Annotated in this window: 27 protein-coding genes; 12 read left to right on the top strand and 15 right to left on the bottom strand. The window is 70.0% G+C overall.

Translation table 11 applies throughout. The features are described 5' to 3' along the window. Positions 1–18: 18 nt before the first annotated feature. Positions 19–2175 carry an ArnT family glycosyltransferase gene (locus ACFWY9_RS05405; protein ID WP_378338230.1) on the bottom strand — a complete coding sequence of 719 codons (2157 nt, stop codon included), beginning with the start codon at positions 2173–2175 and terminating at the stop codon, positions 19–21. Beyond that, on the bottom strand, positions 2172–3422 hold the full coding sequence (locus tag ACFWY9_RS05400) for a glycosyltransferase (protein WP_378338251.1): 1251 nt from the start codon (positions 3420–3422) through the stop codon (positions 2172–2174). Before ACFWY9_RS05400 ends, ACFWY9_RS05405 begins: the two co-directional genes overlap by 4 nt. Positions 3423–3927: 505 nt before the next feature. Here ACFWY9_RS05400 and ACFWY9_RS05395 point away from each other — a divergent pair. Next, positions 3928–5187 carry a DUF222 domain-containing protein gene (locus ACFWY9_RS05395; protein WP_378338229.1) on the top strand — a complete coding sequence of 420 codons (1260 nt, stop codon included), beginning with the start codon at positions 3928–3930 and terminating at the stop codon, positions 5185–5187. A 347-nt stretch (positions 5188–5534) separates the two neighbouring features. Here the strand turns inward: ACFWY9_RS05395 and ACFWY9_RS05390 are convergent, their stop codons facing one another. After that, entirely contained in the window at positions 5535–6443 is a 909-nt protein-coding gene (locus tag ACFWY9_RS05390; protein WP_378325111.1) for a MerR family transcriptional regulator, read from the bottom strand. 67 nt (positions 6444–6510) lie between these two features. Here ACFWY9_RS05390 and ACFWY9_RS05385 point away from each other — a divergent pair, with 67 nt between their 5' ends. The 3 genes from ACFWY9_RS05385 (at position 6511) to ACFWY9_RS05375 (ending at position 8209) form a co-directional block, all read left to right on the top strand. Beyond that, on the top strand, positions 6511–7272 hold the full coding sequence (locus ACFWY9_RS05385) for a maleylpyruvate isomerase family mycothiol-dependent enzyme (RefSeq protein ID WP_378338228.1): 762 nt from the start codon (positions 6511–6513) through the stop codon (positions 7270–7272). A gap of 77 nt (positions 7273–7349) precedes the next feature. Beyond that, the gene (locus tag ACFWY9_RS05380) at positions 7350–7571 is read left to right on the top strand and encodes a hypothetical protein (RefSeq protein ID WP_378338227.1); all 222 of its coding nucleotides are present in this window, start codon (positions 7350–7352) and stop codon (positions 7569–7571) included. A 50-nt stretch (positions 7572–7621) separates the two neighbouring features. Next, complete coding sequence (locus ACFWY9_RS05375; protein ID WP_378338226.1) at positions 7622–8209, top strand: TIGR03086 family metal-binding protein; 588 nt, start codon at positions 7622–7624, stop codon at positions 8207–8209. On the opposite strand, the gene ACFWY9_RS05370 is transcribed toward ACFWY9_RS05375, so the two are convergent. From ACFWY9_RS05370 to ACFWY9_RS05360, 3 genes are read right to left on the bottom strand one after another with little or no spacing between them, the layout of a single operon-like run. Continuing rightward, on the bottom strand, positions 8206–9015 hold the full coding sequence (locus ACFWY9_RS05370) for a class I SAM-dependent methyltransferase (RefSeq protein ID WP_378338225.1): 810 nt from the start codon (positions 9013–9015) through the stop codon (positions 8206–8208). The two genes, ACFWY9_RS05375 and ACFWY9_RS05370, sit on opposite strands and share 4 nt — an antisense overlap. Positions 9016–9023: 8 nt before the next feature. Further along, a complete protein-coding gene (locus ACFWY9_RS05365) occupies positions 9024–9470 on the bottom strand; it encodes a GbsR/MarR family transcriptional regulator (protein WP_378325104.1) in 447 nt (148 codons plus the stop codon). Positions 9471–9502: 32 nt separating this feature from the next. Beyond that, a complete protein-coding gene (locus ACFWY9_RS05360; RefSeq protein ID WP_378338224.1) occupies positions 9503–10441 on the bottom strand; it encodes an alpha/beta hydrolase in 939 nt (312 codons plus the stop codon). A gap of 251 nt (positions 10442–10692) precedes the next feature. On the opposite strand from ACFWY9_RS05360, the gene ACFWY9_RS05355 reads away from it, so the two are divergent. Beyond that, on the top strand, positions 10693–11538 hold the full coding sequence (locus ACFWY9_RS05355) for a prolyl oligopeptidase family serine peptidase (RefSeq protein WP_378338223.1): 846 nt from the start codon (positions 10693–10695) through the stop codon (positions 11536–11538). Here ACFWY9_RS05355 and ACFWY9_RS05350 read toward each other — a convergent pair. The 3 genes from ACFWY9_RS05350 to ACFWY9_RS05340 form a co-directional block, all read right to left on the bottom strand. Further along, the gene (locus tag ACFWY9_RS05350) at positions 11525–12151 is read right to left on the bottom strand and encodes an ATP-dependent Clp protease proteolytic subunit (RefSeq protein ID WP_378325099.1); all 627 of its coding nucleotides are present in this window, start codon (positions 12149–12151) and stop codon (positions 11525–11527) included. The genes ACFWY9_RS05355 and ACFWY9_RS05350 overlap by 14 nt on opposite strands. A gap of 103 nt (positions 12152–12254) precedes the next feature. Beyond that, a complete protein-coding gene (locus tag ACFWY9_RS05345) occupies positions 12255–13829 on the bottom strand; it encodes a CocE/NonD family hydrolase (RefSeq protein WP_378338222.1) in 1575 nt (524 codons plus the stop codon). A gap of 62 nt (positions 13830–13891) precedes the next feature. Further along, complete coding sequence (locus ACFWY9_RS05340; protein WP_378325097.1) at positions 13892–14773, bottom strand: sigma-70 family RNA polymerase sigma factor; 882 nt, start codon at positions 14771–14773, stop codon at positions 13892–13894. A gap of 82 nt (positions 14774–14855) precedes the next feature. On the opposite strand from ACFWY9_RS05340, the gene ACFWY9_RS05335 reads away from it, so the two are divergent. Both ACFWY9_RS05335 and ACFWY9_RS05330 read left to right on the top strand, forming a co-directional pair. Beyond that, positions 14856–15200: a VOC family protein gene (locus ACFWY9_RS05335; protein ID WP_378325096.1), complete on the top strand. Its 345-nt coding sequence runs from the start codon at positions 14856–14858 to the stop codon at positions 15198–15200. A gap of 1 nt (position 15201) precedes the next feature. Then, a complete protein-coding gene (locus ACFWY9_RS05330; RefSeq protein ID WP_378338221.1) occupies positions 15202–15645 on the top strand; it encodes a DoxX family protein in 444 nt (147 codons plus the stop codon). Here ACFWY9_RS05330 and ACFWY9_RS05325 read toward each other — a convergent pair. Then, the gene (locus ACFWY9_RS05325) at positions 15582–16238 is read right to left on the bottom strand and encodes a hypothetical protein (RefSeq protein WP_378338220.1); all 657 of its coding nucleotides are present in this window, start codon (positions 16236–16238) and stop codon (positions 15582–15584) included. The genes ACFWY9_RS05330 and ACFWY9_RS05325 overlap by 64 nt on opposite strands. A gap of 268 nt (positions 16239–16506) precedes the next feature. Between ACFWY9_RS05325 and ACFWY9_RS05320 the strand changes: the two genes are divergently transcribed. Then, positions 16507–16833, top strand: coding sequence for a hypothetical protein (locus ACFWY9_RS05320; protein ID WP_378338219.1), 327 nt, complete (start codon positions 16507–16509; stop codon positions 16831–16833). Between the two features lie 57 nt (positions 16834–16890). Next, complete coding sequence (locus ACFWY9_RS05315) at positions 16891–17223, top strand: DUF4288 domain-containing protein (RefSeq protein WP_378325092.1); 333 nt, start codon at positions 16891–16893, stop codon at positions 17221–17223. Positions 17224–17227: 4 nt separating this feature from the next. Here ACFWY9_RS05315 and ACFWY9_RS05310 read toward each other — a convergent pair whose 3' ends face one another. From ACFWY9_RS05310 to ACFWY9_RS05290, 5 genes are read right to left on the bottom strand one after another with little or no spacing between them, the layout of a single operon-like run. Then, positions 17228–18106: an ABC transporter ATP-binding protein gene (locus tag ACFWY9_RS05310; RefSeq protein ID WP_378338218.1), complete on the bottom strand. Its 879-nt coding sequence runs from the start codon at positions 18104–18106 to the stop codon at positions 17228–17230. 37 nt (positions 18107–18143) lie between these two features. Then, positions 18144–18926, bottom strand: coding sequence for a hypothetical protein (locus tag ACFWY9_RS05305; protein ID WP_378325090.1), 783 nt, complete (start codon positions 18924–18926; stop codon positions 18144–18146). After that, positions 18923–19522 (bottom strand): hypothetical protein, encoded by a 600-nt coding sequence (locus ACFWY9_RS05300; RefSeq protein ID WP_378338217.1) that lies wholly within the window; start codon positions 19520–19522, stop codon positions 18923–18925. Before ACFWY9_RS05300 ends, ACFWY9_RS05305 begins: the two co-directional genes overlap by 4 nt. A 32-nt stretch (positions 19523–19554) precedes the next feature. Continuing rightward, positions 19555–20454 (bottom strand): hypothetical protein, encoded by a 900-nt coding sequence (locus ACFWY9_RS05295; protein ID WP_378338216.1) that lies wholly within the window; start codon positions 20452–20454, stop codon positions 19555–19557. Next, entirely contained in the window at positions 20451–21014 is a 564-nt protein-coding gene (locus tag ACFWY9_RS05290) for an RNA polymerase sigma factor (RefSeq protein WP_378325085.1), read from the bottom strand. Before ACFWY9_RS05290 ends, ACFWY9_RS05295 begins: the two co-directional genes overlap by 4 nt. A 262-nt stretch (positions 21015–21276) precedes the next feature. Between ACFWY9_RS05290 and ACFWY9_RS05285 the strand changes: the two genes are divergently transcribed. The 3 genes from ACFWY9_RS05285 to ACFWY9_RS05275 all read left to right on the top strand — a co-directional run bounded on the left by ACFWY9_RS05285 (position 21277) and on the right by ACFWY9_RS05275 (position 25976). Further along, entirely contained in the window at positions 21277–21453 is a 177-nt protein-coding gene (locus ACFWY9_RS05285; RefSeq protein WP_378325083.1) for a gallidermin/nisin family lantibiotic, read from the top strand. Positions 21454–21531: 78 nt separating this feature from the next. Next, a complete protein-coding gene (locus ACFWY9_RS05280; protein WP_378338215.1) occupies positions 21532–24624 on the top strand; it encodes a lantibiotic dehydratase in 3093 nt (1030 codons plus the stop codon). Continuing rightward, a complete protein-coding gene (locus ACFWY9_RS05275) occupies positions 24621–25976 on the top strand; it encodes a lanthionine synthetase C family protein (RefSeq protein ID WP_378325080.1) in 1356 nt (451 codons plus the stop codon). The genes ACFWY9_RS05280 and ACFWY9_RS05275 overlap by 4 nt, the downstream gene beginning before the upstream one ends. Positions 25977–25981 lie beyond the last annotated feature (5 nt).

The following is a 25981-nucleotide window of genomic DNA, read 5'->3' as shown; positions in this document are numbered from 1 at the left end:
CACCCGTTCGAGTGACATCTACTTGCCCCGGCAGTCGTACAGCGTGTCCGATTCGCCACCCGGCAGCATCATCCGCTGCCCGGTCCGCGGCTCGGGCGCGGAACCGCCGTACGCGCTCGGCGGCACCGCCGTGCAGTGCTGCTGGACCCACGCGATACGCGCGGTCGACGCCTCGGACATCCCGAGCCCGCCGCGACGGCCCTGCTTGTTCGCGTCCTCCTTGGCGCTGCTGAGCACGAACCCGAGTGCGCCGTCGCGCTGCCACGCGGCCAGCTTGTCGACGCTGGGCGCGTCGTCACCGCCCATGAACCCGCCCATCCCGATGATCGTGGCGTCACTGTTGATGATGTAGCCCGCCGAGCCCATCGAGCCGCCCTCGACCGCGAGCTTGATCTTCGCGTCGCCACTGTGCGCGGTGACGTAGTCGAGGATTCCGCGCTGCTCCTCGGAAAGCTCGGCCCCGCCGATCCGGCGTCCGCCGGGCGTCTTGCCCGTGGTCATGATCTCCTCGAGTTCCTGAACGTTCGGCATGCCCGGCCCGCCGCCGCTCGCGATGTGGATCCCGCCCGGCATCCCGGTGTTCGGACCGGCGGACGGCAACGTGCCCCCACCGAGGCCGCCACCGGTGGACATCGCCGCCTTGGCGACCGACCAGGCCCCGGGCGTCACCAGCATCGTGACCACGCCGAGTACCGCGGCGACCCGCGCCCCGGCCCCGGTCTTGACCAGCCGGGCGACGACCAGCCCGGCCACCGCCAGCACCCCGGCGGCCGCGACGGCGTACCGCAGCCAGCCGTGCCACGACGTGTCGCGGGAGATCACCACCCACGCCCAGACCGCGGTCAGCGCGACCCCGGCGGGGAGCAGCAGCCACGAATACCCGGCGGGAGCGCGGTAGTAGCGCCAGAACACCGCGGCGCCGGCGGCGATCAGCGCGGCGATCGCGGGCGCGAGCTGCGTCGTGTAGTAGGAGTGGAAAATGCCCTCCTGGTAGCTGAACACGAGGCCGATCACGACCAGCCACGAACCCCACAGCCACCAGCCCGCGCGCCCGAAGTGATCCGCGGGTTCCTTGCGGCGCCACCGGAGCACGCCCGCGACCGCGACGGCGATCAGCACCAGCAGCGCGGCCGGGATCAGCCAGCTGATCTGCCCGCCGACCTCGCTGCCGAACAGCCGGGAAATCCCCGCGTCCCCGCCGAAACCGGCTCCCACGGTGAACTCGGGACCCGGCCCGCCACCGGGCCCGCCGGGTCCGCCCACCATGGCGCCCGGACCACCCGGACCGCCCATACTGCCGCCGTTCGGGCCGATCTTCTGGCCGAAGACCCGGCCGAGCCCGTTGTAGCCGATGATCAGGTCCCAGGCCGAACCGTCGGCGCTGCCACCGATGTAGGGCTTCTCGCCCGGCCACCAGGCCGTCAGCGCGACCCACCACAGCGAGCTGACGAGCAGGACGCCGGTCGCGATCAGCAGGTCGAGTGCCTTGCGCTGCCACGGCGCGTTCCGGCCGAACAGGTACGCGAGCCCGAGCGCCGGCACGATCATCCACCCGGCCAGCATCTTGGTGACGAAACAGCAGCCGCACCAGAAAGCGGCCTGCAGCAACCATTTCGTCGCGCTGCGGGAGGTGATCCCCGGTTCCACGGACCGCGTGAACGCGTACGCCGCGGCGACGCACAGCAGGACGAGCAGCGTGTCCGGGTTGTTGTCCCGGTTGATCGCGACCGTGATCGGGGTGAGCGCGAGGACCAGTGCGGCCAGCAACGCGACGTTCTCCCCCGCCCACCGGCGAACGGTGCGGTGCAACAGGAAAACCGCCGCACCGCCCTCGATCACCTGGGGCAGCAACAGCGACCAGCCGTGGAACCCGAAGATCCAGGTCGAGAACACCTGCGGCCACAACGCCATCGGCGGTTTGTCCACGGTGACCACGCCTGCCGGGTCGTAGGCGCCGAAGAGGAAGTTCGTCAGGCTCTGCCCCATCGACTTGACCGCGGCCGAATAGAACGTGTTCCCCCAGCCTTCCGAGCCGATTCCCCAGCCGTAGAGCAGCAGGGACAGCACCACGATCGCCGCCAGCGCGTACGGCTGCCATCTCGGACGGGTGGGTGCGGCCGTCGTTTCGCCGGGCGGCACGCTCGTGGTCTCGGCGGGCCGGGCTGCCGTCGTCATGCGGACGCCTTCCTTTCGGTGTGTTTGAAAACCCAGCCGCGGAGCAGCACGAACCGCCCGGCGGTGCCGATCGCCGAAGAAACCAGCAGTACGAACAGTTCCAGCGCGGTCGAAGGGTGTGCGACGAACGCGTGCAACGCGAGGAGCGCGCCGGAGGTGAACGCGTAATAGAGCGCGAAAACGAGCAGCCCCTGGCAATGCACGCGCCCGGTGGATCCCCGCGCGCCGAGGAACGTCAGCCGCCGGTTCGCCTCGGTGTTGAACAACGTCGTGATGGTCAACGCCGCGAAATTGGCCACCAGCAACGGCCACACCGTGCGGAACAACGCGTACAACGCGAGGTTCGCGGCAGTCGAGATCACCCCGATCAACGCGAACGACAGGACCTGCCACAACAGCCCTGTTTCCCGGCGCGCGAGTACGGCGTCCGGATGGATCGGTGCGGGATCGGGCCGTCGCGGCAACTCGGCCACCTTCGCCGCGCCACTCGCCTTGTTCCTGGCCACCCGGATCAGCCCGCGGACGTCGTCGAGCGCGGTACTCGCCACGTGGACGCGGGTGTCGGTGTCCTCGACCCAGTCGACCGGGACCTCGTGCACCCGCAGGCCGTTGTGCTCGGCGAGCAGGAGAAGCTCGGTGTCGAAGAACCAGGAATCGTCCTCGAGGTGCTCCAGCAGCGGCCGGACGACGTCGGTGCGCGCGGCCTTGAATCCGCACTGGGCGTCGGTGAACCCCGCCCCGTGCGACATGCGGATCAGCCAGTTGTAGCACCGTGAGATCAGCTCGCGCTTGGGCCCGCGTACCGTCCGCGACCCGGCCGCCAGCCGCGAGCCGATCGCGACGTCGGAATGCCCGTTGGTCAGCGGGGCCACCAGCGGCAGCAACGCGTCGAGCCCGGTGGACAGATCGACGTCCATGTAGACGACGATGTCGGCGTCGCTCCAGCCCCACGCCGTCCGCAGTGCCAGCCCCCGGCCCTTGCGGTCGAGGTGCAGCACCCGCACGCCCTCGATCTCGCCGGCGAGCGCGGTGGCGACCTGGTGGGTCGCGTCCGTGCTGGCGTTGTCCACCACGGTGATCGTCCACTCGAACGGGAACTGCTCGCTGAGATACTCGTGCAACACCCGGACACACCCCGGCAACGACCGTTCCTCGTTGTACACCGGGATCACGACGTCGACCGTCGCCGTCCGCCCCGCCGGGCCGCGAGCACCCCCGCCCCCGGCACGTTCCCCTGGCGCGATCACACCACTCAAGCCGACCACCCGTCCCGAATCCGTCCCCCGACCCGCCTGCCGGGCCTACTCCAGGTATGTCGAGCGGGTGCGGGAGAAGCCTGGGCACAACCTCAAAGGAACCTGTGAATCGGCAACCGGGTGGTGGTTTGGCGCCCGATGTCCTGATCTTCACCCCGTCGTGGGTTCAGCCGTCCAGTCCTTGGGACGCGGTTACAGCCGCGAGTTTGATTCGGAGCGAGCTAGTCGTGACCGGCGGCGTGGAAGGATGCGGGCAAAGTGAATGAGAATCCGGTGATACTGCTCCAAGGGCGTCAGCCGTGTGCCGCGCCCTGGCCGGAAACGCACCGGTCATACGGGTAGCTACCCGCACACCACCCCAGAACTCACCGTGCCCACCTTACCCCGTGCGGATACAAGATGAGCTAGAACCCTTACACAGCAAGGAAAATTGCGTGTCACAGGTTCACCCGATCGATAGCACACATGTTCGATCAGGCGGCGTATCGTTGATGTTGTGGCAGTCGACAGCAACACCTCCGCAACGCCCACCGAGTGGTGGCGCGTCGATGTCGACTGCCTGCTGACACGACTCCTCGAGTCCGAATCCGTGCAGCGGCGGGAAGCCGCCGTGCAGGGCGAGGTCATGGCCGAACTCGAACGACGCGGCATCCGCGATACCACCGGCTATGGAAGCCTCGTGCGACTGTTGCAGGAGACGCTGAACATCCCCTACGCCGAAGCGAAAGCACGCGCGCCACGGGCATTGGCGTTGAACGGCACCCGCGATCTCACCACCGGCGAACAGCCACCTACGGCACCCGCCACCGCGCAGGCCGCATCCGAGGGCGCGATCGGCGCCGCCCAGATCGACGAGATCCTGCGCGTGCTGGACACGCTTCCAAAGACGGTGCCGGTGGATCAGCGGGAGCAGGCGGAAAAGATCCTCGCCGAACTGGCCCGCGCCGCCGGGCCCCGGGAGATCCGTGCCGCCGGGCGGCGTTTGTTGAGTCAGCTTGATCCGGACGGTCGGGAACCGAAAACCCGGGAACCGAAACCCTTCCAGCCCGAGTTCTCCATCGCTCCACATCGGGATGGCGGGCACCAGATCAAGGCCCGGGTGGACGACGAGACCTCCGCCCGGCTTCAGGCGATGCTGGATCCGCTGGCGAAGCCCCGTCCGGCTACCGAAGAGGAGGGACGCGATACCCGAACCCAGTGGGAGCGGCGCGGGTGTGCGTTCTCGGAGCTGGTGCGGATGTGGGCCGAACATCCCGACCTGCCGACACAGGCCGGAGAAGCCACGCACATTGTCGTCACCGTCGGGCTCAAGGAACTACGGACCGGGATCGGGCAGGCGACTCTTGATCTGCTCGGCGAGATCACCGCCGCCGAAGCACGACGGCTGGCCTGTGACGCCAAGATCATTCCGATGGTGCTGGGCTCGCACAGCGAACCCCTCGATGTGGGACGGGCCCAACGCCTCGCCACTCCGGCGATCCGACGAGCCCTCACCCGTCGCGACGGCGGCTGCGCCTTCCCGGGATGCAATGTCCCCGCCTACCGTTGCACGCCGCACCACGTGACCTACTGGGCACACCACGGCGAGACCAAAGTGGACAATCTCGTCCTCCTCTGTTCCGTCCACCACAAGCTCATCCACCACTCCCCATGGGAAGTCCGCATCACCACCGACGGACTACCAGAATTCATCCCACCCGCCTGGCTCGACGCCACCCGCACACCACGACGAAACACCATCCACCTCAGAACCTAAGCCGCCCGGAGTGACTGCCCGAAGGTGACCGAGACCTCCCTGGTCCCGTGTCACGGTAGGCGTTGCCTCGCCCCATGCCCCACCCATAGAGCAGGTGGGATGAAAACGCGCTTTACACCAGGACTTTCGCCGTCCTCACGATGCACTGCTCGGGTACTTGCGGCCCGGCGACTCGGTTCCGTACACCGCCGTCCCCGACCATCCGTCGTCCCGGCACATCGGTCAGATAGCTGCTGGCCACTTCGTCACCATCCCGGAACTCGGCTGGCGAGCGTCCACCGGCCTCACGGCAGAAACACGTCGATGCTCGGCACTGCTATTCCCGGTCGGCCGCGAGCCACACTCGTTCAGCGGGCCGAACGCTCCAACGCGTCGAGCAGCCAGTGGTGGCTTGTCCCGACCGTCACCGGCTCACCCGTCACCTCACCGACGAGCGACCAGTACCGGCGCAGGCGCGGATCGCGGTCGGCGGCGGTGTGCGTCACCAGCTCGCGCCGGAACAGGGGCGTGTCCCGGGTTCGCCGGGCCGACGCGTAGGCCGCGACGAACCGGTCGAGAGCGGGGCCCGGCCCGGGACGCCGACCGGCGAGCACCAGCAGCCGGGCAAGTTCGCATGCCTCCCCGACGGCGGAGTGCAGCGCGGTCTCATCGGAGATCAGGTCCGCGAAGAGCCGCGCGCGGGTACGCAACTTCCCGCGCAACGCCGGGTCTCCGACCAGCGTGACCAACCCGGCGTAGGCGACCACCTGCGAGGGAGTCGGGTCCGACGGAGGCTGCGGCACGCTCACGGACAGGAACATGTCGACGGTGTCGGCGGGCACCGGGCCGAGGTAGAAGCGGCGCCAGAACGTCGCGAGCGTGTCGCGGGCGGCGGCGCCGTCCTGGACCGCGGCGAGCAGGTCGAGCCGAGCCGCCCGGTCGGCCGGTGCGGCTTCCTCGACGGCACGCAGCGAGGCACGACGCCAGGCGAGCGCCGCCAGCTCGACGTCGAGCGTGGCCCGCTCGGCGGCGACGGCCTCGGCGAGCGAACGCTGGCCGGTGAGCACCCGCGTGATCGACGGCAGCCCCAGCCCGAGCCCGCGCAGCCGCCGCACCAGGCCGAGGCGTTCGACGGCCGAGGCGTCGAACCTGCGGTGCCCGCCCGCGCTGCGCGCCGAGCCGACGATGCCCTCGTCGCAGTAGAACCGGATCGTGCGCACGGGAACGCCGGTCAGCCGCGCCAGCTCGCCGATACCCAGCGATGTGTCCTCGGTCACTTTTCGTCGAACCTCCACCCCAGTGGAATTCCTACCGTACGGACACGTCAGGAAGGGAGCAACGCCCATGGAAACTCTCGGATTCGACCGTCTCGCCGAGGGCCTGCGCGAACAGGCCGGCGCGGTCGCCGCCGTCGTCGAAGCCGTGCCTCCGGGCACCGCGGTGCCGACATGTCCACTGTGGACCATCAGGGAGCTGGTCGGCCACATCGGCCAGGCTCATCGCTGGGCAGCGGGCATCGTGCGCACTCGCACGGCCGCCGCGTTTCCCGATCCGCTGGTGGCCGAGCCCGGCGAGCCGCCGAGCTGGCCGCATTGGCTGTGCGACGGCGCCGCCGAACTCATCGACGCGGTAAGGGAGGCCGGTGCTTCAAGTCCTCTGTGGACACCTATCGGTGAACGTCCCGCCGCGTTCTGGTTGCGCCGGATGCTGGCCGAAACGGTCGTGCACCACGCCGACGCGGCACTCGCCACGGGAAAGCCGTACGAGATCGCCGCCGACCTCGCCGAGGACGTGATCAGCGAAGCCATGGACATCCTGTCAGCGCCGAACGCGACGTCGCTGAGAGCCTCGCTCGCCGCGCTGCGCGGCGACGGCCAGACCCTCCGCTGGCAGCCCCAGGACCTGCCTGCCGGGTGGCGGATCACCCGCACGCCGGACGGATTCAGCTGGGACCGCTCGGCGAACGGCGCCGACGTCACCGTGAACGGGCCGGTGCGGGACCTCATGCTGGTGTTCGCCCGCCGCCTGCCACCCACCGACCACCGAGTCGAGGTCACCGGCGATCGCGAGTTGCTGGACGACTGGTTGGCGGCCACCGCCCTGTGACGTCCGTGTTCCGACGTCAGCGATATCCGCTGTGCGCCAAGGCTGTCGGCGACAACTTGGCCGTATTCCCCGCACGGATGTCACCATCCGCACCGAAGACGGCGACCGCGCCGCCACCCTGCACACCCCGCAGGGTGGCGGCCGCGGCGTCCTTCCACGGCGGGAACCCCGCCGAACACGGATTCGCCGTTCCGGACAATCCGGCCTACGACGAAACCGCCGCGCAACGCCACTGGCAGGCATTGGCCGACCGCTACGGAACAACCCTCCGATTTCCGGCGGACAAGCCGCCACAGTAACGTCCGAAAACCGCCGGTCGAATCGGCCCGCATCGGCGACACTGTCCCCCATGGACCCGATCCTCGACCGGTTTCTCCTGTCCGGCAAGGACTTCGAACGACGCCTGCGGGAAGCCCGGCAGGACCAATGGACATGGCCGACGCCGTGCACAGCGTGGAACGTCCGCGCGCTGGTCAACCACATGACGCGCGGCAACCTCAACTACATCCGCCTCGCCGAGGGTGGCGACAGCGCGGACTTCGTCCGGCTCCGGGACGCCGACGCGCTCGGCGACGACCCGGCCGGCGCGTACGTCCGGTCCGTCGAACAGTGTGCCGAGGCGTTCGCCCGGCCCGGGGTGCTCGACCGGCTTCTCGACTACCCGCTGGGGAAAGTGCCCGGACGGCAGGCGCTCGCCGTGCGGACGACGGACAGCGTCATCCACACCTGGGACCTCGCGCGGGCCATCGGCGCGGACGAGAAGCTCGACGCCGAGCTGATCGCCTGGATCGGCGACAATCTGGAGACCATCTACAAAGGACTGGACGAAAGCCCGACGGCGAGCACGACCACACATCGCTTCTTCGCCGCCCCCGACGAAACACCGAGCGCGTCGCAGCAAGAGCGGCTGCTCCGGCTGATGGGCCGGAAACCCTAGAAGCGGTACCGCAGTACTCGCCCGCCCTGCCGCGAAATCGCGGTGCTGTGCGCCATCAGCCGGGTGAACGCACGCAACGGCTGGGGAAACGCGGCCACCTCTGGGACGCGGGTCAGCACCTGCTCCTCGGCCAGTGTGAGCCCGGCACCCCAGCCCTCCGGCTCCCGGGCATCGTCGAAGCCTTGCGCCGCCTTGATGTCCAGCGCCTTGATCGACGGGTGATACTTCATCGCCCATGCCGCGAATCGCGTGTAGCCATTGAGTACCAGCTCCCCGCTCGGAAAGTGACCGGTGAGTTCGCGGATCATCCGCGGGAACGAATCCCCCGGCATGAACGGCAGCAGACCTTCCGCGACGATCATCGCGGGCCGGTTACCCGGCAGTGCTGCCGCCCAGCCCGGCGTGCTCAGATCGGCGCCGATCAGCCGCGACCGGTCCGGGAGGAACCGTGGCCGGAACGCCACCACCTCCGGGAAGTCGACGTCGTACCAGTCGACGCCGCCGGGCGGATCGCAGCGGAAGACCCGGGTGTCGAGCCCACAGCCGAGGTCGAGCACGACTGCGTCCGGATGGGCGCCGACGAAGCGGCGGACGGCGTCGTCGAGTTTCCTGGCCCGCAGGGCGGTGCCGGTGATCAGGCTCGCCTTCACCTTGAGTTTGGCGAAGTCGTAGTCGATCCGCTCCTCGATCTCGGCGGAACGGACATCACCGAGGATCGGGGCGGGCGCCCGGCTGTCCAGCGCGCGGGCGTGCAGCGTGAGCAGCAGTGTTTCCTGAATCGGTCCGAGATCGAGCCGGACACTCATGGGATTTCCTAGGGTTTCAGGGGATTCCGGGCCGCGATGTCCCGCAGCCAGGTCAAGGATTCCTGGGCGGCCCGGATACGTTGAGTGCGGGACTTGTCCGTCCCGGCGATGGAGAGCCCTTCGTCGGCAATCTCGCCGAAGGCGCCGAGGCTGTCGAGCTTGCGCTGGACGACCTTCTGCCACGCGTCGTCCTCGATGCGGTAGTACGCGGTGCGGTCGCCGGGGCGGCGGACCTTGCGGACCAGCCCGATCACGGTCAGGAAGCGCATGTTGGAGGTGAGCGAGGCGCGGCTCGCCGAGATGACGTCGGCGATCTCGCCGGCGGACTGCTCGGGCGGGTCGCTGATCATCAGCCAGCCGAGGATCCGCCCGGTGATGGGCGGCAACCCCCACTCGTCGACGCAGAAGGTGGCCACCCGCTCCACCCATCGCGTGATGCGGTCCTCGTCAACCATGTCGCCCACTCCTCGCCCGTGTCCTCAGCCGATCACTGTTTCACAGCGGCCACCGTCTCGCGTGTCGGCGCCGGTGTGGCGGTGGCCAGGCGGGTCCGGCGCAGGTAGCGGTCGAACCAGTCGACGGCCAGCCCCATCGCCTCTTCCAGGCCGGGGCCGGTGTACAGCCCGAGGACGTCATACGGCAGGACTTCGAGCCGCTTCGGCTCGCCTGCCTTGGCGAACGCGCTCTGCGCCTCGTCGAGCAGGTGGTACGGGTCGTGCCCGCCGTTCGCGATCATCAGCAGCGGCGTCGGCGCGAGCCGGTGGATCAGGTTCTCCGGCGCGAAGGTCAGCAGGTGCTCGGTGGAGTCGAGTGTCTTTTCGTTGCGGTAGCTGGGAAACAACTGGGCGGACAGCTCCGGCCCGTGCTTGACGTTCTCGTGGTCCAGCGTCAGGTGCGGGACGCGGGCGCTTTCGCCCGTGCGGTACCGGCGTTCCCAGTCCTCGTCGAGCCGATCACGCAGCGCACGCAGTCCCTCGCTGCCGAGCAGCCGTTCCAGGTACCGCCAGCCGTCCCAGACACTCGGGCTCTGCACGACGACGCACTTCGCCCGCCGGTCGAGCGCCGCGGCCTGCACCGCGACGGAACCGCCGACGCTGACGCCCCACAGACCGATCCGCTCGGGCTCCACCTCGGACCGCGTCCGCAGGTACGAGATCGCGCTACGGAAGTCCTCGGCCTGCCGCTCCGGGTGGTCAAGCCCCCGAGGTTCCCCCTCGCTGGCCCCGACCGTGCGGTAGTCGATGGCCAGCACCACGAACCCCGCGCGCACGAAGTACGACGCGAAGACACTCAGCGCCTCCTTCACCATGACGCCACTGTGGCCGAGCACCAACGCCGGCGCCGGCGTCTCCTCGGGCAGGTACAGGTCACCGGCGCAGCACGTGCCGAGACTGGGGAACCGGACCTCTTCCGGCCGAACGATCATGAGCCTCACCTCTCAAGTGCTAGTCATTTCAGTATTGACTGAAATGACTAGCACTGTCAAGCCTCGGGACGGCCGGTTGACGCATGTCGCGAACGCGCCGTTCGCGACGCTCAACGTCCCCTACGGCGCGTTCGCGACACGGGCTTCACGATCGGCTGAGCAAGGCGGGTTTCGCCCTTGGCGGACAAGGGGTTTCTCGTGTCACCCCCGGTCTAGGGTGACAGAATCCGGACGACACAAGGGGGAACGCCATGAGCGAGCGCAGCGAACCGATCACCGGCACCGCCGCGGGAGTGCCCTTCACCGCACTGCCACCGGCGGGCGACGCCGCGAGCCCGGCCCCGCTCGTGATCACCTGGCACATGCTCGACGCGCCCCGCACGAACGCCGCCTTCGCCGCCGCGCTGCCGATGCACACGGTGCCCGCATGGCGGATCCACCTCGGCATGCCGCTGTCCGGGGCGCGAATGCCCGAGGGCGGTTCGGCCGCTGCCGCGGCGGTCATCAGGGAGGACGCGATGCTGTCCTTTGTGGACGCGTTCGTGCGCCAGGCCACCGATGAGTTCCCGGCCGCGCTGACCGAACTACGCGAACGGTTCCCGCTCGACGACGGCCCGATCGGGCTCGCCGGCGGTTCGCTCGGTGGTGCCGTCGTCCTGCGGCACCTGGTCGAAAACCGGTTCCCGGTCCGGGCCGCGGCGCTGGTCAACCCGGGCGTCCGCGCACGCTCGGTGGTGGGCCTGGTCGAACCGATGACCGGGCCGTACACATGGACGCCGGAAGCACACGCCGCCGCCGATCGGCTGGACTTCGTCGCGCTCGCCGACGAGCTCGCGGCCCGCACGCCGCAGGTCCCACTGCTGCTGGTCAGCGGCGAGGAGGACCACCCGTCGTTGCGGAAGGACGCCGTCGAGCTGGTCGATGCCCTGCGCGAGCGGTACACGCGGCCCGAGGACATCCGGCTGACGACCGTGCCCGGCCTCGCCCACCCTCTTGCCGACGAGCCGGGGCTGGAGCCAGCTCCCCAGTCGCCCGTGACCAAGGTGGTCGACGAGGAGATCTCGCGCTGGTTCGAGGATCATCTCACGCGACCGTGAACTTCCGGGAGGGCACGACCTCGTCGACGAGCCCGTACCGCAGGGCTTCGTCGGCGGTGAAGATGGCGGCGCGCTCGATGTCCTCGTGCACCTGATCCGCCGTTTTCCCGGTGTGCTCGGCGAAAGCGGACTCCATCAGGCTCCGCATCCGCTGCAGTTCGGCGGCCTGGATGAGCAGATCCGACGTGTGCCCGTACACGCTCTCGATCGCCGGCTGCTGGATCAGCACGCGTGCGTTGGGCAGGCAAAGCCGCATTCCCGGCGAACCCGCGGCGAGAATCAGCGCCGCGGCCGAAACCGCCTGGCCGAGGCAGACCGTGCGAATACGGGAACGGACGTACCGCATCGTGTCGTAAATGGCCATCATCGCGGTGAGCGAACCGCCGGGGGAATTGAGGTAGATTTCGATATCGCTGTCGGGATCGTCGCCCTCCAGCTGGAGCAATTGCGCCATGACGTCACTGGCGGACGCGTCGTCGATCGGGGTGCCGAGGAAGATGATCCTGTCCTCGTACAACCGGTTGTACGGGTTGCTCTCCTTCACGCCGTAACTCGTGTTCTCCACGTACGACGGCACAAACCGCCGCGCGTGCGGAACCTCGACCGTGCCCATCGACGCCTCCACCACTCGCGATCCGTTACTCGTTCGAAGCTAACGGAAAGCGGCGCGGAAATGACGCGTGTTCACGATCAGCGAATAACCGGCTGCCCGCGGTTCAGCGCACCACGGGCAGCCGTACGACGGTGTTCTGGAGCGTCATGATTCCGGGAATCCGGCTACCGTGCGCGAACGACAGATCGGAAATCGGTGACACGGTGAGGAAAAGCGACTGCCCCGCCGGGACGTCCACCGCGACCGACGGCAGCTCGACGCCGGACCGCTGTTCCGTGCCGCCGAGCTGGCGCAGCGGAAGCATGTTGTTCTGCACGATCTTCGCGTCCAGTGCACTGGTGCCGACCGACAACGCCATGAACAACCGGCCGTCCGGCGAGGTCGAAGTGACGCCGGCGTCCAGCGTCGGCGTTCCCGCGATCGTCACCGGGCCCCGCGCGAGCGGAATGGACTGTGGCAGGCCAAGGCCGACCGGGCTGCTGAGGGTGCCGACCGGAATCGCGGTATTGGCTGCCGTGGACTCGACGGTCTGACAGCGCCCGCCGAGCGTCGCCAGGTGGTAGGTCCCCTGCCCGCCGAGCCCGGTCGGCTTGCCCAGCAGCTGTTCAGTGAAGAACCGCAGGGACAGCGCGCGGAAGTCGCTACCACCGAGCTGCGCCGAACAAGGATCGCCTGTGGCCTGGGCCGAGGAGAAGACGTCGACAGCCCCCGGCGCGCCGGGCGGGAAAACGCTCGGCAGCGTGTGACCGCCGTTGTAGCCGACGAAGATGCTGTGCGAGCGTGCCTGTGGAGTCAACGCGTTCTGGAAGTTCTTCAGACCCTGTTCGAGCGGGAACAGGTTGTCGGTGATGCCCTGTCCGAAAAGGACGGGAATGTCGAGACGGCGGCCCTGACCGACATTCCACTGTGGACCATTGTGCGCCATGAACGCGGCGAGCGAATCCGGGAAGTTCCCGGTCGCCAGCGACTCGAGCAGGCCGGTGGTCACGACCGGCGGATTCGCGTTGGACGGGATCCCGGCCAGGTAGAGCAGCAGCGGCCATTCGCTGCGCGGAACCCCTTGCGGGGCAAGGCTTCCGGCGAGATCGTACCAGGTGATCTGCGGGGCGAGCGCGTCGAAGCGCGTCCTACCCCGATCACGGAGTTCGCTGAACGCCCCGACGAACTGGTAGCCACCGCCGTACGAACCGCCCATCGCGCCGAGCACCGGGTCGCCGGGCGCCTGCTTCGCCACCCAGTCCAGGCCCGCGACGAGGTCGACGAGGCGCTGCACGTCCTGGCCCTCGTAGTCCGGGTTCTCGAGCTGCGCCTGCCCGCCGCTCTGCCCGAAGCCCCGCTGGTCGAAGCTCAGCACCCCGAACCCCGCGCCGAGGAAGTCCGCGAAGGCGGACGCCGCCGTGGCGCGGCTGCCGCCCCAGCCGTGGCTGTCGAAGATCAGCGGCACCGGCTTGTCCGCCGAGGCGCCTGGCGGCCGGAAAACCGTGTAACAGATCGAAACCGGAGCGGTGGTGCCCGGATCGGGCACACTCGTCACACACCCGTTGACGACGGCGTCGTCGGCGCGGGCGACGCCGGTCAACCCGGCGGTGAGCACCGACACCGCGGCGACCAGCGCCCACCGGCGGGACCCGCGTACCCGGCGTCTCGGGGGCTTTTCGAGCTGACGAAGTCCGGACATGCGCCAGTGCCCCCGTTCGTTCGAGTGACCGTCAGGGAGCATGAGCCGATCACCGCGGAATGTCAACGCCGTCGTCGAGATTCGGCGATCACCAGGTCGAACTCGCTGAGCCGCGCGGGATCGGCGAGCATGTCGATCGCGACGATCCGGTCGTCCTCGATCGTGAAGGCGAACACGACGCGCGGCCGCCCGCCCGCTGACCACACCGCTCCGGCGGCGCCGTCGATGAAGGCGAGCTTCGCCGCGTGAGCGCGTCCTGCGAAGGTCTTCGCCACGGCGGCAGCGCCCGTTTCGCGAGGCACCCCCATCTCGACCGCGGCGGCGTCGGCGTGGAGCACGGCGTCCGGTGCCAGCAAGGAAAGCAGGGTCTGGAAGTCGCCACCCCGCGAAGCGGCGAGAAAGGCGACGACGATCTCACGTTGCCGGGCCGGATCGGGGGCGGCGCTGTCCGCACCCCGCACCCGGCGCCGCGCGCGGCTGGCGAGCTGCCGGGCCGCGGCGGGCGAGCGGTCCACCATGGCGGCGATCTCGTCGAAGGGCACGCCGAACAGGTCGTGCAACACGAACGCGAGCCGCTCCGGCGGCGCCAGCGTGTCGAGGACGACCAGCAGCGCGAGCCCGACCGAGTCGGCCAGCACGGCCTCCTGCTCGGGATCGTCGCCGTCCGCGGGACTCGCGACAGCCTCGTCCGGCCGTACTCCGGTGGGCTCCTCCCGCCGCGACTTGCGCGCCTGGAGCATGTTCAGGCAGATGCGCCCGATGACGGTCGTCAGCCAGCCGCCGAGGTTCGCCACCTCGCTGGTGTCGGCCCGATCGAGCTTCAGCCAGGCCTCCTGGACGGCGTCCTCGGCCTCGGCCACCGAACCCAGCATCCGGTAGGCCACCGCCTTCAGCTGCGGGCGGTGCTCCTCGAATCGCGAGGTCAGCCGGTCGTGGTCGGTCATGGTCACATTCCTTCGTCGCGGGCTGTCATACCACTGACCGGCGAAATCGCGCCGATGTGACAAACCGTTCGAGGAGTACGCCATGCCCGAAGGCATCACGACGATCATCTACCCCGTCAAGGACCTCGCGAAAGCCAAAGAGCGGTTCAGCGGGCTGCTCGGCGCTCCGCCCGAAATGGACGAGCCCTATTACGTCAGCTTCACCGCCGGGGGCCTGCACATCGGGCTCAATCCCCACGGACACGCGCAGGGTATGACGATGCCGGTCGGCTACTACCGGGTCGACGACCTCAAGAGCAGCCTCCAGGAGCTGCTCGACGGCGGTGCCCAGCCCCAGCAGGACGTCAAGGACGTCGGCGGCGGCAAGCTCGTGGCGTCGGTGACCGACGCCGACGGCAACGCCATCGGCCTCATCCAGGAGCCGTGACATGGTCAAGGCGACGCGGATCCTCTACTGGCTGACGACCGCCGTCATCGTGTTCACCTGGGTGTCCGGCGGCCTGGCCGATCTCATGCGCTGGCCGGGCACCCTCGCAGGCATGGTGAAGATCGGCTACCCGCCCTACGTCCTGACGATCCTCGGGATCTGGAAGATCCTGGGTGCCGTGGCGATCGCGGTGCCGCGATTCCCCCGGCTCAAGGAATGGGCCTACGCCGGGACTTTCTTCGAGCTGACCGGCGCCGTCGCGTCCCACGCGGCGGCCGGCTCCAGCGCGAGCCATCTCTTCTGGCCAGGGCTGTTCGCGGTCTGCGCGCTGGTTTCCTGGGCGCTCCGGCCGGAAAGCCGCGTGCTGGGGACGCTCGGGATTCAGGACGGCCGGGCCATGAGGGTCCGCAGTTCGGACCGGCTGGCGACGCCGAGGGTGTCGTAGAGCCGCCGCACCCGGCGGTACATGGAGCGTTCGGAACAGTAGAACCGGCGGGCGATGGCCGCGATGGTGTTCGAACCGCAGAGCAGCCTCACGAGCAGCTCGGAGTGGTCCGTCCTGGCCTCGCCCGCCGGCGGCTGCCGGTCGTGCCGGCCCAGCCGACATCGCTCGCCCGCCCGTGGCACCGGGCGGAGCCGGGCGCCCTCGGCCCCCGGGTAGCTCTCGAACAACGCCTGCAGCACCGATTCCTGTTTGCCCACGGGAAGTTCGAGGTTGAGCACCGCGGTGGCGCCGCCCATCATCGCCCGGTAGGTCTGATGCCCGCTCAGATCGTCGACGATCGCGAGGATCGGCGCCAGGCACAGGCGATCACGCAGCTGCGCCAGGAACTGCGCCTGCGCCTCGTTCACCGCGGGCACGATCATCGGGACGTCGTCTCTGCCCTCGGCGATCAGCCGATCCGGCGCCAGGAAACCGATGTCGATTCCGTGCGGTCCGGTCCAGTGCGCGTTATCGGCAAGAAGGTTTCTCAACCCCCAGTGCGCGAGTGCGTACCGACATTCCTGCCTGTTCGCGAGCATGGTCGTCAATGCCACTTCCCCCAAAGCTTGGCTGCCGACTGCGCGGATTACTCTACCTGGCGGCATCACTGCGTGCAACCGTCCTACGAATGTGTGACCGCCGATCTCACCCCGGCGGAATAGCGTCATGACCGAACGTGAACAAGGGTCGCGTATTCCCGGGCCGATGACTGACAGGACTGCCAAACTCGCGATAACCGGCCACTGCGCCGCGCGGAACGCGATACACCTTTTCCGTGCCGCAGGCACTCGTTATCGGAAGTCCCTACCCTGGGGAGGAAAAATGCAGAAGTTCGTCCGGTTCCTCGCACCGATCGCACTGGTGTTCGCCACGTTCTTCACGGTCGTGCCCGCCGCGTCCGCGCTGGCAGCCGAGCCTGCCGCCGTCGCGGCCCCGTTCGGCGAGCAGCTCGACTGCGTTGCGGGAAACAACCACGCGGAGATCGCGGCGAAGTTCATTTCCCGCTGCAAGAAGGGCTCGATCCGGCGCGAGTTCCCGAGCGACCGCCTTTCCCGCAGCCTCGGCCAGATCTACGCGGGCAAGCAGGCGGGCGACCGGGACGACGTGAAGGCGTGGAAGTTGCTCAACGACAAGCGTTTCGACAAGTAGCACCCGTGGCCGGGGTTCCCCGGGTGGGAGCCCCGGCCATTGTGGTAGAGAGGAAGCATGGCCATCGAAAAGCCCTTTGTCGCCGTCGTGCTCTACGAATCGACCAGCGACTCGCCCGATTACCGGACGCTGTATCGCGAAGACTTCGTCCTCGTCTTCGCGCGTGACGAGGAAGAAGCACGCGAAACGGCGCGACAGCGCGCCGAGCGGGAATCGGGCAGCCACCACAACGAACGCGGCGAGCTGATCACGCTGTCGCTCAAGCACATCGTCGACGTCGCGCCCGCGCTGGACGACGACCTCGGCCGCGGTGGCGACCTCTACGCCCGCCACTTCACCGACATCGACGCCTACCGCCGCTTCGAGCCGCTTCTGTCCGAAAAGGACTGATCGGTCACGGCGCCGCCGCCTGCCGCGCCGAGCGCAGCAGCGCGACGTAGCCGTCGTCCAGCGTCGGCGCGACCGGGCGCGCACCGGGCGGCGGGACCGGGCCGACGACGCGGTATTCGGTGCCCTCGGCGGTGTTCGTCGCGTTCACCACGGTGAAGTCGCCGGCAGGCTGGGCCGCCGCGCGGACGAGATGGGTCTGCCCCTCGGCCGCGCCGACCAGGCCGCTCGTCGTGCCGTGGTAGGCCACCCGGCCGGTGGCGAGCACGGCGACCTGCGCGCAGCTCTGCGCGACGTCGTCGAGGATGTGCGTGCTCAGGATGACGATCCGGTGCCCGCCCAGCCCCGCCAGCAGCGCGCGGAAGCGCATCCGCTCCTCGGGGTCCAGCCCGGCCGTCGGCTCGTCGACGATGACCAGCCGGGGATCGCCCAGCAGTACCTGCGCGATCCCGAGCCGCCGCTTCATCCCGCCGGAGTACCGGCTGATCCGTTGTGTGGCAACGCTTTCCAGACCGACCCTGGCGAGCAGGCTGTCGATCTGCGCGCGCCTCGCCCGCTTGTCGTCGATGCCCTTGAGCAGCGCGACGTAGTCGAGGAACTCCCGGCCGTTCAGATCCGGGTAGAGCGAGAGTTCCTGCGGCAGGTAGCCCAGCAGGCGTTTCACCGCCGTCCGCCCGGCGCTCGTGGCCAGATCGTGCCCGCCGACGACGACGCTGCCCGACGTCGGCCGGATGGTGCCGGTGAGGATGCGCATGAGCGTCGTCTTGCCCGCGCCGTTGGTGCCGAGCAGGCCGGTCATGCCCTCGCCGATGGTCAGGCCGACGCCGTCGAGCGCCGCGGTCGAACCGCGGTAGACCTTCGTCAGGTTCTCGATCGTGATGTTCACCGGGTGGTCTCCGTCCTGGTGCGCGGGTTACCAATGCTCATCGGCGCACCGTCAGGATCGGGCGGGAGAGCAGGAAGAACAGCGACGCCATCGCCAGCGTGACGCCGATGGCGAGCACGGCGACGCCCGGGCTCGCGGCCGGATGCAGCCAGCCACCCTCGTCCGGCGGCGGCAGCGTCCCCAGCCACACCGCCGACTGGTACGAGCCGAGCGGCGACAGCAGCGTGCCGGTGATGGTCGGGACCGGGATGAGCGGGCTCAGCGCCGTCGCCCAGTACCAGAGCGGGATGACCAGTATCCGTGCCGCGGCGACGGGCAGGATCAGCCCGAGCAGGGTGGCGATCGTGGTGAGCAGCAGCGATCCGGGCAGCACGATGGTGACGAGCCCGATCAGCGCGCCCAGCAGCGGCCGCGCGGACCCGGCGGAGGCCGACACGATGGCGCCGAGCGCGAGCAGCACGAGCGCGACGGGCACCAGCGCGACCAGCCACGGCCCGAGCAGAACGCCCGCCGCTCGCCCGACCGGCCCCGCCGGGGTCGCGCCGAGCAGCTCTCGCAGCCCGGGACGCCGTTGCGCGGCCAGCCGATCGGCCAGCGCGATGGCGACCCCGATCGAGCCGAGCGCGTTGACCATCATCGCCGTCGCACCCATGCGGGCCATCGGGTCGGTGTACGACGTCAGTCCCTGCGAGCCGAGACCGAGCAGCAAAGCCAGCAGGCACAAGGGAACCAGCGACAACCAGGCGGCGCGGCGGCGCAGCGCGAGCGTCGCCTCGTAGCGGACCGTACCGCTCAACGCCGGGGAAAGCACTCCGCTCATGCCTCCTCCGTAGCTCGCAACAGGGCCTCGATATCACCGAGCCGCCGCGCGGCCAGGCGCAGCAGCACCACACCGGCCGCGAGCAACAGCACCACCTGCACCGGGACCGAACGGATCGCCTGGTCGAAGACCAGCACCTTGGCCAGCCAGGCGGCGAACACCACCGCCGACGCCCCGGCCGCCGACCGCACCCTCGCCGCGGCGTACGCCGCCACGCCGAGGAGCGCCGCGGTGAACGCGACAACCCCGGCCAGCGCCCCGGCGGCGCCGGAAAGCACCCCGGCCGCCGCGGGCACGGCCACCAGCACGACCGCACCGGCCAGTGCCGACACCGCGAGCCAGGCGAGCCTGCGCGCGACCGTCGCCGGATACGGCGCCGGCAGCGTCAGGTGCAGCTCGACCAGCCGTTCCCCGGTCAGCACCGACGCCGCCGCGAGCCCCGCCACGACCGGCAGCGCGTCCGCCACCAGCGTCCTGGTGACGATGCCCGCGCCCAGCGACGGCACGAGCCCGCCCAGCACGACCGCCGCCGCCAGTGGCAACGCCAGCACGAGACGTCCGCCACGGCGGACCTCGTGCAGCCAAAGTCCATTCACGACAGGTACGTAGCCGGCGGGCGCGGATCGGTTCACGCCGTCGGCACGCCGTAGCGGGGCCTGCCCATGCCGGGCACGGCGGCCAGCAGCAGGAGCAGCGCGACCAGCAGCGTCGTCGGCGCGGTGGACCACAGCGGCGCGATGACCGACCCCAGCCGGTGCGCGAACCCGCTGCCCAAGACCGTCCCCATGAGGCCGAGGAGCCAGACGACGAACCCGGCCACCGCGCCGGTCGCCGTCGACCGCCACACCGCGCACACCACGCCGACGGCGGAGGCGAACATCGCCTGGCCGAGCCAGCCCGCGATCAGGTCCGGCACCCCCGCCGGGGCCCCGAGCGCCGACGCCGCCGCGGACGCCGCGAGCGCGAGCAGCGTGTCCAGCGCGAGCACGACGAAGATCCGGTTCGCGAACACCATGGCCGGGGTCACCGGCATGGTCGCCATCAGCTCGATCCGCGGATCGCTGCGCGCGGAGCAGGCCGTCAGCGTGCCGAGCTGGATCACCAGCGTCACGGCCAGCCCGAAGAACACGGTCGACAGCCCCGTCCGCGCCGTGAGCACGGCCAGCAGCACGCTGCCCGCGAAGCCGAGGAGGGTGAGCGGGGCGAGCGAACGGGGAAGCAGCCGCAGCTGGGCGAGGGTGAGCATCGCGACCAGCCGCCAGGACGTGCGCAGCCCGGGGCTGACCACCTCGACCGGTGGCGCGGGCTCCGGCTGGGGCAGCACCGGCCCGAGCAGACTGTCGAAGGTGGGTGTGCTGAACTCACCGGTCAGCTCGTGCGAGACCGCGCGGGCCGCGCCTGCCATGTTCTGCCATCCGGCCAGCCGGGCCCGGCAGTCCGCACAGTCCGCGAGGTGACCCGTCGCCGGGCGAGCGACGGCCGCGACCAGCTGATCGTCCGTCAGATGCGTGCTCATGCGGTCGCTCATTCCTGCCTCCCTGCCACCGGGTTCGCCGTGGCCGTCGCCAGCGCCGCGGCGAGCCGCTTGCGGGCGTGGGACATCCGGCTCTTCACCGTGCCGACGGGGATGTCCAGCACCGCCGCCACGTCCGGGTAGGCCATGTCGTCGACGAGCACGAGCAGCAGCACCTCCCGCAGGTGCTCCGGCAGGTCCCGGATGCCCGCCGCCAGCTCCGCGCGCGCCGCCCTGGCGAACACCGCCGTCTCGACGTCGCCCGCCGGATCGGGCACGGCGCCCGCCTCCTCCAGCTCGACGACCGGCAGCACTGCCTTGCGCAGGTGGTTGTGCGCCTGCCGCTTGGCCACGCCGAACAGCCAGCCGCGCGCCGAGGAGTCACCGCGGAAACTGCCCGCCGAGCGCCAGATGGCGAGCCAGGCCTCCTGCAGGATCTCCTCCGCGACCCCGGCCTGCGACGTCATCCGGCGCACCAGCCGCAGCATGGCGGTGGCGTGCCGGTCGTAGAGCGCGCGCAGGGCGTCCTGCTCGCCACCGGCCACCGCGGCCAGGAGCGCCTCGTCGGAGTCCACACACCCTTGTGTAGCGGGTGGCCCCGGAACGGTTCAAATCGAGCCGTCGCGGCTGGTCCGTTCGTGCCGCGCCGACGCCGCGCCCACCAGGATCCCCGGGTTGGCAGTCCGGCACTGACGTCTCTGCCAGATCGCGCCCGAAGCGTTGTAGCGCCCGATCCCGCCTGCTTGTCTCGAACCGCGGCCGGGGCTGTCGAACAGGCGGTCCGGGTCGTGGGTATCGCCGTCCGTTGGGGGCGGTTCACGCGATGGAGGAGGAACCATGAGCTCGCTTGTGGAGCACAAGACCGAGACTCCGGAGACGGTCGACCTGTTCGACCTGGACCTGCGGGTCGGCGTCGGCAACGTCTCGGCCGGTCCGGCGGTGACGAGCTACTCGTACTGCACGCCGGGCTGCACCAGCGATGGCGGCGGCAGCGGCTGCAGCCACTGCTGCTGACACCGGTCCCGGCCGGGGCGGTTCGCCGTCCCGGCCGGGCGCCGTCCACCGAGGACATCCATCTGGGGGTGCACGCTGATGCCGGACTCACTCTTCCGCGCCTGGGACGTCTTCCTGGTGCGCGCGCCGCTCGCCGCGGGCCGCGCCGCACTGCCCTCGGGTTGCGACCAGCTCGCGCTGCTGCGTGCCGCGGCGGCCGATCCCCTGCTGAGCGAGGCGATCGCACTCGCGACGCCCAGTCTCAGCCGTCTGCTCGACCGCGTCGCCGCCGGCCGCGTCAGGGGGCTCAAGGCCTCGCAGCTCCGCCGGGCCGCGCTCGCCGTGCTGCGGTACGACATCCGCATGCGCACCCGCCCGACCCCGTTCGGCGTGTTCTCCGGTGTCGCATGTGGACGGTTCGACACGTCCGCGAAGACGCGCCGGAGCGAGGCGCACCGCACCCGCACGCACGTCGACATGCAGTGGCTGCTCGGCGTGCTCCACGAACTCGAAGCCGACGGCGAACTGCTGCGGTCGCTGCCCGTCCGCGCCCACCCGGCGCTGACCACGCGCGGTGACCGCGTCGTGCTGGACTGTCCTTCTTCGCTGGGTGCCCCACCCGGCGGCACGGCGCGGGCGACGGTGTCCGTGCGGAATTCGCCGGTCGTCACGGCGGTGCTCGACGAGGCGGCGGAGACGGTCCTCTTCGACACGCTCGCCGAGCGCGTCGGCGCCCGCTTCGGCGTACCAGCCGATCGAGCCGCCGGAATGCTCGGCGTCCTGGTCGGCGAGGAACTCCTGATCACCGGTCTCCGCCCGCCGCTGGACGGCGGCGATCCACTGCGCCACGTCATCGAGATCCTCGAAACCACATCGCTCAGCGCCAAGAGCATGGACGCCCTGGCGGCGTTGCGCGAGATCGACAAGGGCCGCGCGCGATACGACGCGCTGCCGGTCGGCGAAGGCCGCGACGAACTGGCCAAGACGATCGACATCGCCCACAACCTCAACGACTACGCGACTCCGCTGCACGTCGACACCGTTCTCGACGTCGAAACCCGCCTGCCGTACGAAGTGCGTGCCGAAGTCGAACAGGCCGTCGAGCTGATGTGGCGGATGTCGCGGGACAAACTCGGTCTGCTCGCCCTGCGCGGCTACCACGCGCGGTTCCTCGAACGTTACGGCGCCGACCGCGTCGTCCCGATACTCGAACTGCTGGACGAGGCACGCGGCCTCGGCGCACCCGCCGGATACGGCTGGCCCGCGGCCGAAACCGCCGCCGAGGTTTCACCATCCACTTCGGACTCCGAGCGTGTCAGGCTGATCCACCGGCTCGTCGCCGAAGCCGTCCGAAGTGGACAGCGCGAGGTCGAGCTGACCGACGAGCTGGTGGCCGCGTTCACCACCGAAACGGATCCCACGACGGCGCCGAACTCGTGCGAGGTCACGGTCCACCTCGTGGCGGCCTCGCCGGATGCCTTGTCCTCCGGCGATTTCCGGATCGTGCTTTCGCCGAGCCCCGGCTCCCATCAGGCGGGTGCCACCTTCGCCCGGTTCGCCGACCTGCTGCCCGGTGACGCGCTCGGCGAGGAGATCACCCGGCTGCCCTGCCACGTCGAGGACGCGATCCGCGCGGACCTCGCCTTCCTGCCGCGCTCGGGCAAGGCCGCGAACCTCGCGCACACGGTCCCGCACAGCGGCAGGCGGATCAGCGTCGGCCTGCCCGACGCACCCGGTGCCGACGAAATCCGCCTGTCCGACGTCGGCATCGGCGCGACCCTCGACCGGCTGTGCGCGGTGCACCTGCCGACCGGCCGCGAGATCGTCCCGTCGCTCGGCAACATGGTCAGCCCGACCGCGCAGGCGCCCAACGCGGCGAGGCTGCTGTGGGAAATCGGCCTCGAAGGACAGCGACTGTGGGAGCCGTGGAACTGGGGCCCGCTCGCGGACGCGCCATATGTGCCGCGGATCCGCCGCGGCCGGTTCGTGCTCGCCCCCGCCGTCTGGCGGCTCGACTCGCTGCGCGACGCCGACGACTTCCCCGCCGCGGTGGCGGACTGGCGCCGGAAATGGGACGTGCCGGAGCAGGTCCTCGTGGTCAGCAACGACCAGCGGCTGCTGCTCGACCTCACCGACCCGTGGCATCTCGAACTCCTCCGCGACGAAATCCGCAAGGACGCGACACTGGTCGCACAGGAGGTCCCCGGCGCCGGCGCGGACGGGATCGGCGGCCACATCACCGAACTCGTCGTCCCACTGTCCAGAAGGGACACAACATCGACGCGGCGGCGGCACGTCGCCTACGCCGATCCGGCCCGCGGGGACTCCGGTCTCGGCGGGGATTGGCTCTACCTCAAGCTTTACGGCCCCTCACGCGGCCAGGACGACCTTCTGCGCACCCAGCTTCCCGCGCTCGTCGAGCAGGCTCGCGGACACGGCGCCGACCGGTGGTTCTTCATCCGCTACACCGATCCGGAGGGGCATCACCTGCGCGTGCGCTTCCACGGCGAGCCAAGCGCATTGTGGGGCGATGTCGCCCGCGCGGTCGGTGGCACGCTGACCGAATGGCAACGGCACGGACTGATCAGGACCCACCGCGTCGATCAGTACGACCCCGAGGCCGAACGGTACGGCGGCGTGGCGGCGCTGGCGGCCGCCGAGCGAGTGTTCGAAGCGGACAGTCAGGCCGCGATCCGGCTGCTCGAACTCACCGAGCACCCCGATTGCCCGTACTCGCTCGACGCACTCACCGCCGTCTCGGTGGCGAGTCTCGCCGACGCGTTCGGCGTGCCCGCACCGGGAACCCCGCGAGCTCCTGCCGACTGCGGTGACGACGCGGCGGCCGCGTGGTTGTCGATGACCGGTGTCCGCCGCGCGCTCCCCGAGCTGTACCGCAAGGACGCCGCGCGATGGCGTCGCATCATCGATCCCCACGGCGGTTGGTCGCAGCTCGCCGACGATCCCTTCGGTAAAGCCGCGCTCGACACACTGTCCACACGAGACGACGCGGTGCGCCGCCTTCGGTCCGAAGTGGAGGGATCACGGACACCACACGGACGACTGATCGGCAGTCTGATGCACATGACCTGCAACCGGCTCTTCGGCGGCGACACCGACCGCGAGGTCGCCGTGGTCGCTATCGCCAGGGGTGCGGTGCAGGACAATCTCAACCGCAGGAGGCACGTCGGATGATCAGCACTGTGTCCATAGTGGACAAATCTACCGAGATCGTCGGCCTGGTCGCGGATCGCCTCGCGGATCCGGTGGCCGTCGCGGAGGTCGCGAGCCATCCGGACAACTGGGATCCGATCTACGACGCGCTGATGTGGGGACCGCTGACGCTGTCCAACGGCCTTCCCGGCGTCGCGCTGCTCTACGCCGAACTCGCGCGGTCCGATCAGCGCTGGCTCGCCATCGCCCACCGGCACATCCAAGCCGCGGGCGAGGCGATGACTACTCAGCCGAGCCGCGGCCTGCACGCCGGACCGGCCGCGCTGCTCGCGGCCACTCAGACCTGCGGCGGCCAGTACCCCGGCCTGCGCCGCAACCTCGCCGCGTGGGTGGCGGCGGATCAGCTGACCCGGCTCGAAGCGTGCCGCGCGCACGGCGATTCCGGAGTCTCGTGGGAGACCTACGACGTCATCAACGGCCTGTCCGGCACGGCACGCCTGCTGCTGGACGCCGTCGAAGACCCCGCAGAAACGGGCCCCGACGTCGAACGCGCGCTCGACGGGACCCTGCGCCATCTCGTCACGGTGACCCGGCCGATCGAGGCCGACGGGCACCGTGTGCCTGGCTGGTGGGTCCCGCCGCAACTGCAGGTCAGCGATCGCGACCGGGCCGACTACCCGCGCGGAGACTTCAACCTCGGCCTGGCACACGGGATTCCGGGGCCGCTCATGGTGTTGTCGCTCGCACTGCGCCGCGGTCACGACGTCCCGGGTCTCCGCGACGCGATCAGGCGGATCGCGGAGTGGCTCATGGGCTGGATCCGCACCGACGAGCACGGCACATACTGGCCGTGCCGGGTGAGCTTCGCCGAAGAGATCGCCGAAACGCGCCCGGACGGCCTTTTCACCAGGACGGCATGGTGTTACGGCGCACCGGGCGTGGCCTCGGCGCTGCACCACGCGGGAGCCACACTGGACGTCCTCTCCTGGCGGACGGCGGCAGTCCAGGCGCTGCGGGACGCGCTGAGCCGTGACGAAAACCGGTGGGCGATCAGCGGGCCGACGATCTGCCACGGCTACGCCGGCCTGCTCCAGGTCCTGCACCGCGTCGGCTCGGCCGAGGACGACGCCGAGTTGCTCGACGGCCGGGATCGCCTGGCCCGCAAGGTACTCGACCACGCCGATCCGGACGCGCCCTTCGTGTTCCGGCACCTGATGCGCTACCCGCGCACCGCGCCGGGTCCCACGGAGTTCAAGGCACTCGACGTCGCCGGAGTGCTCGAAGGCGCCGCCGGAGTGGCGTGCGCGCTGCTGTCGGTGACGGACCAACCCGGCGAGCAGCGGTCGTGGGACCGCTGCCTCGCTCTGAGCTGAGGAGT

Origin of the sequence: Amycolatopsis sp. NPDC059027, assembly GCF_042739735.1 — a bacterium.
Classification (GTDB): domain Bacteria; phylum Actinomycetota; class Actinomycetes; order Mycobacteriales; family Pseudonocardiaceae; genus Amycolatopsis.
The sequence above is the reverse complement of the archived record's forward strand: the minus strand, read 5'-3'. Positions and strand labels throughout refer to the sequence as shown.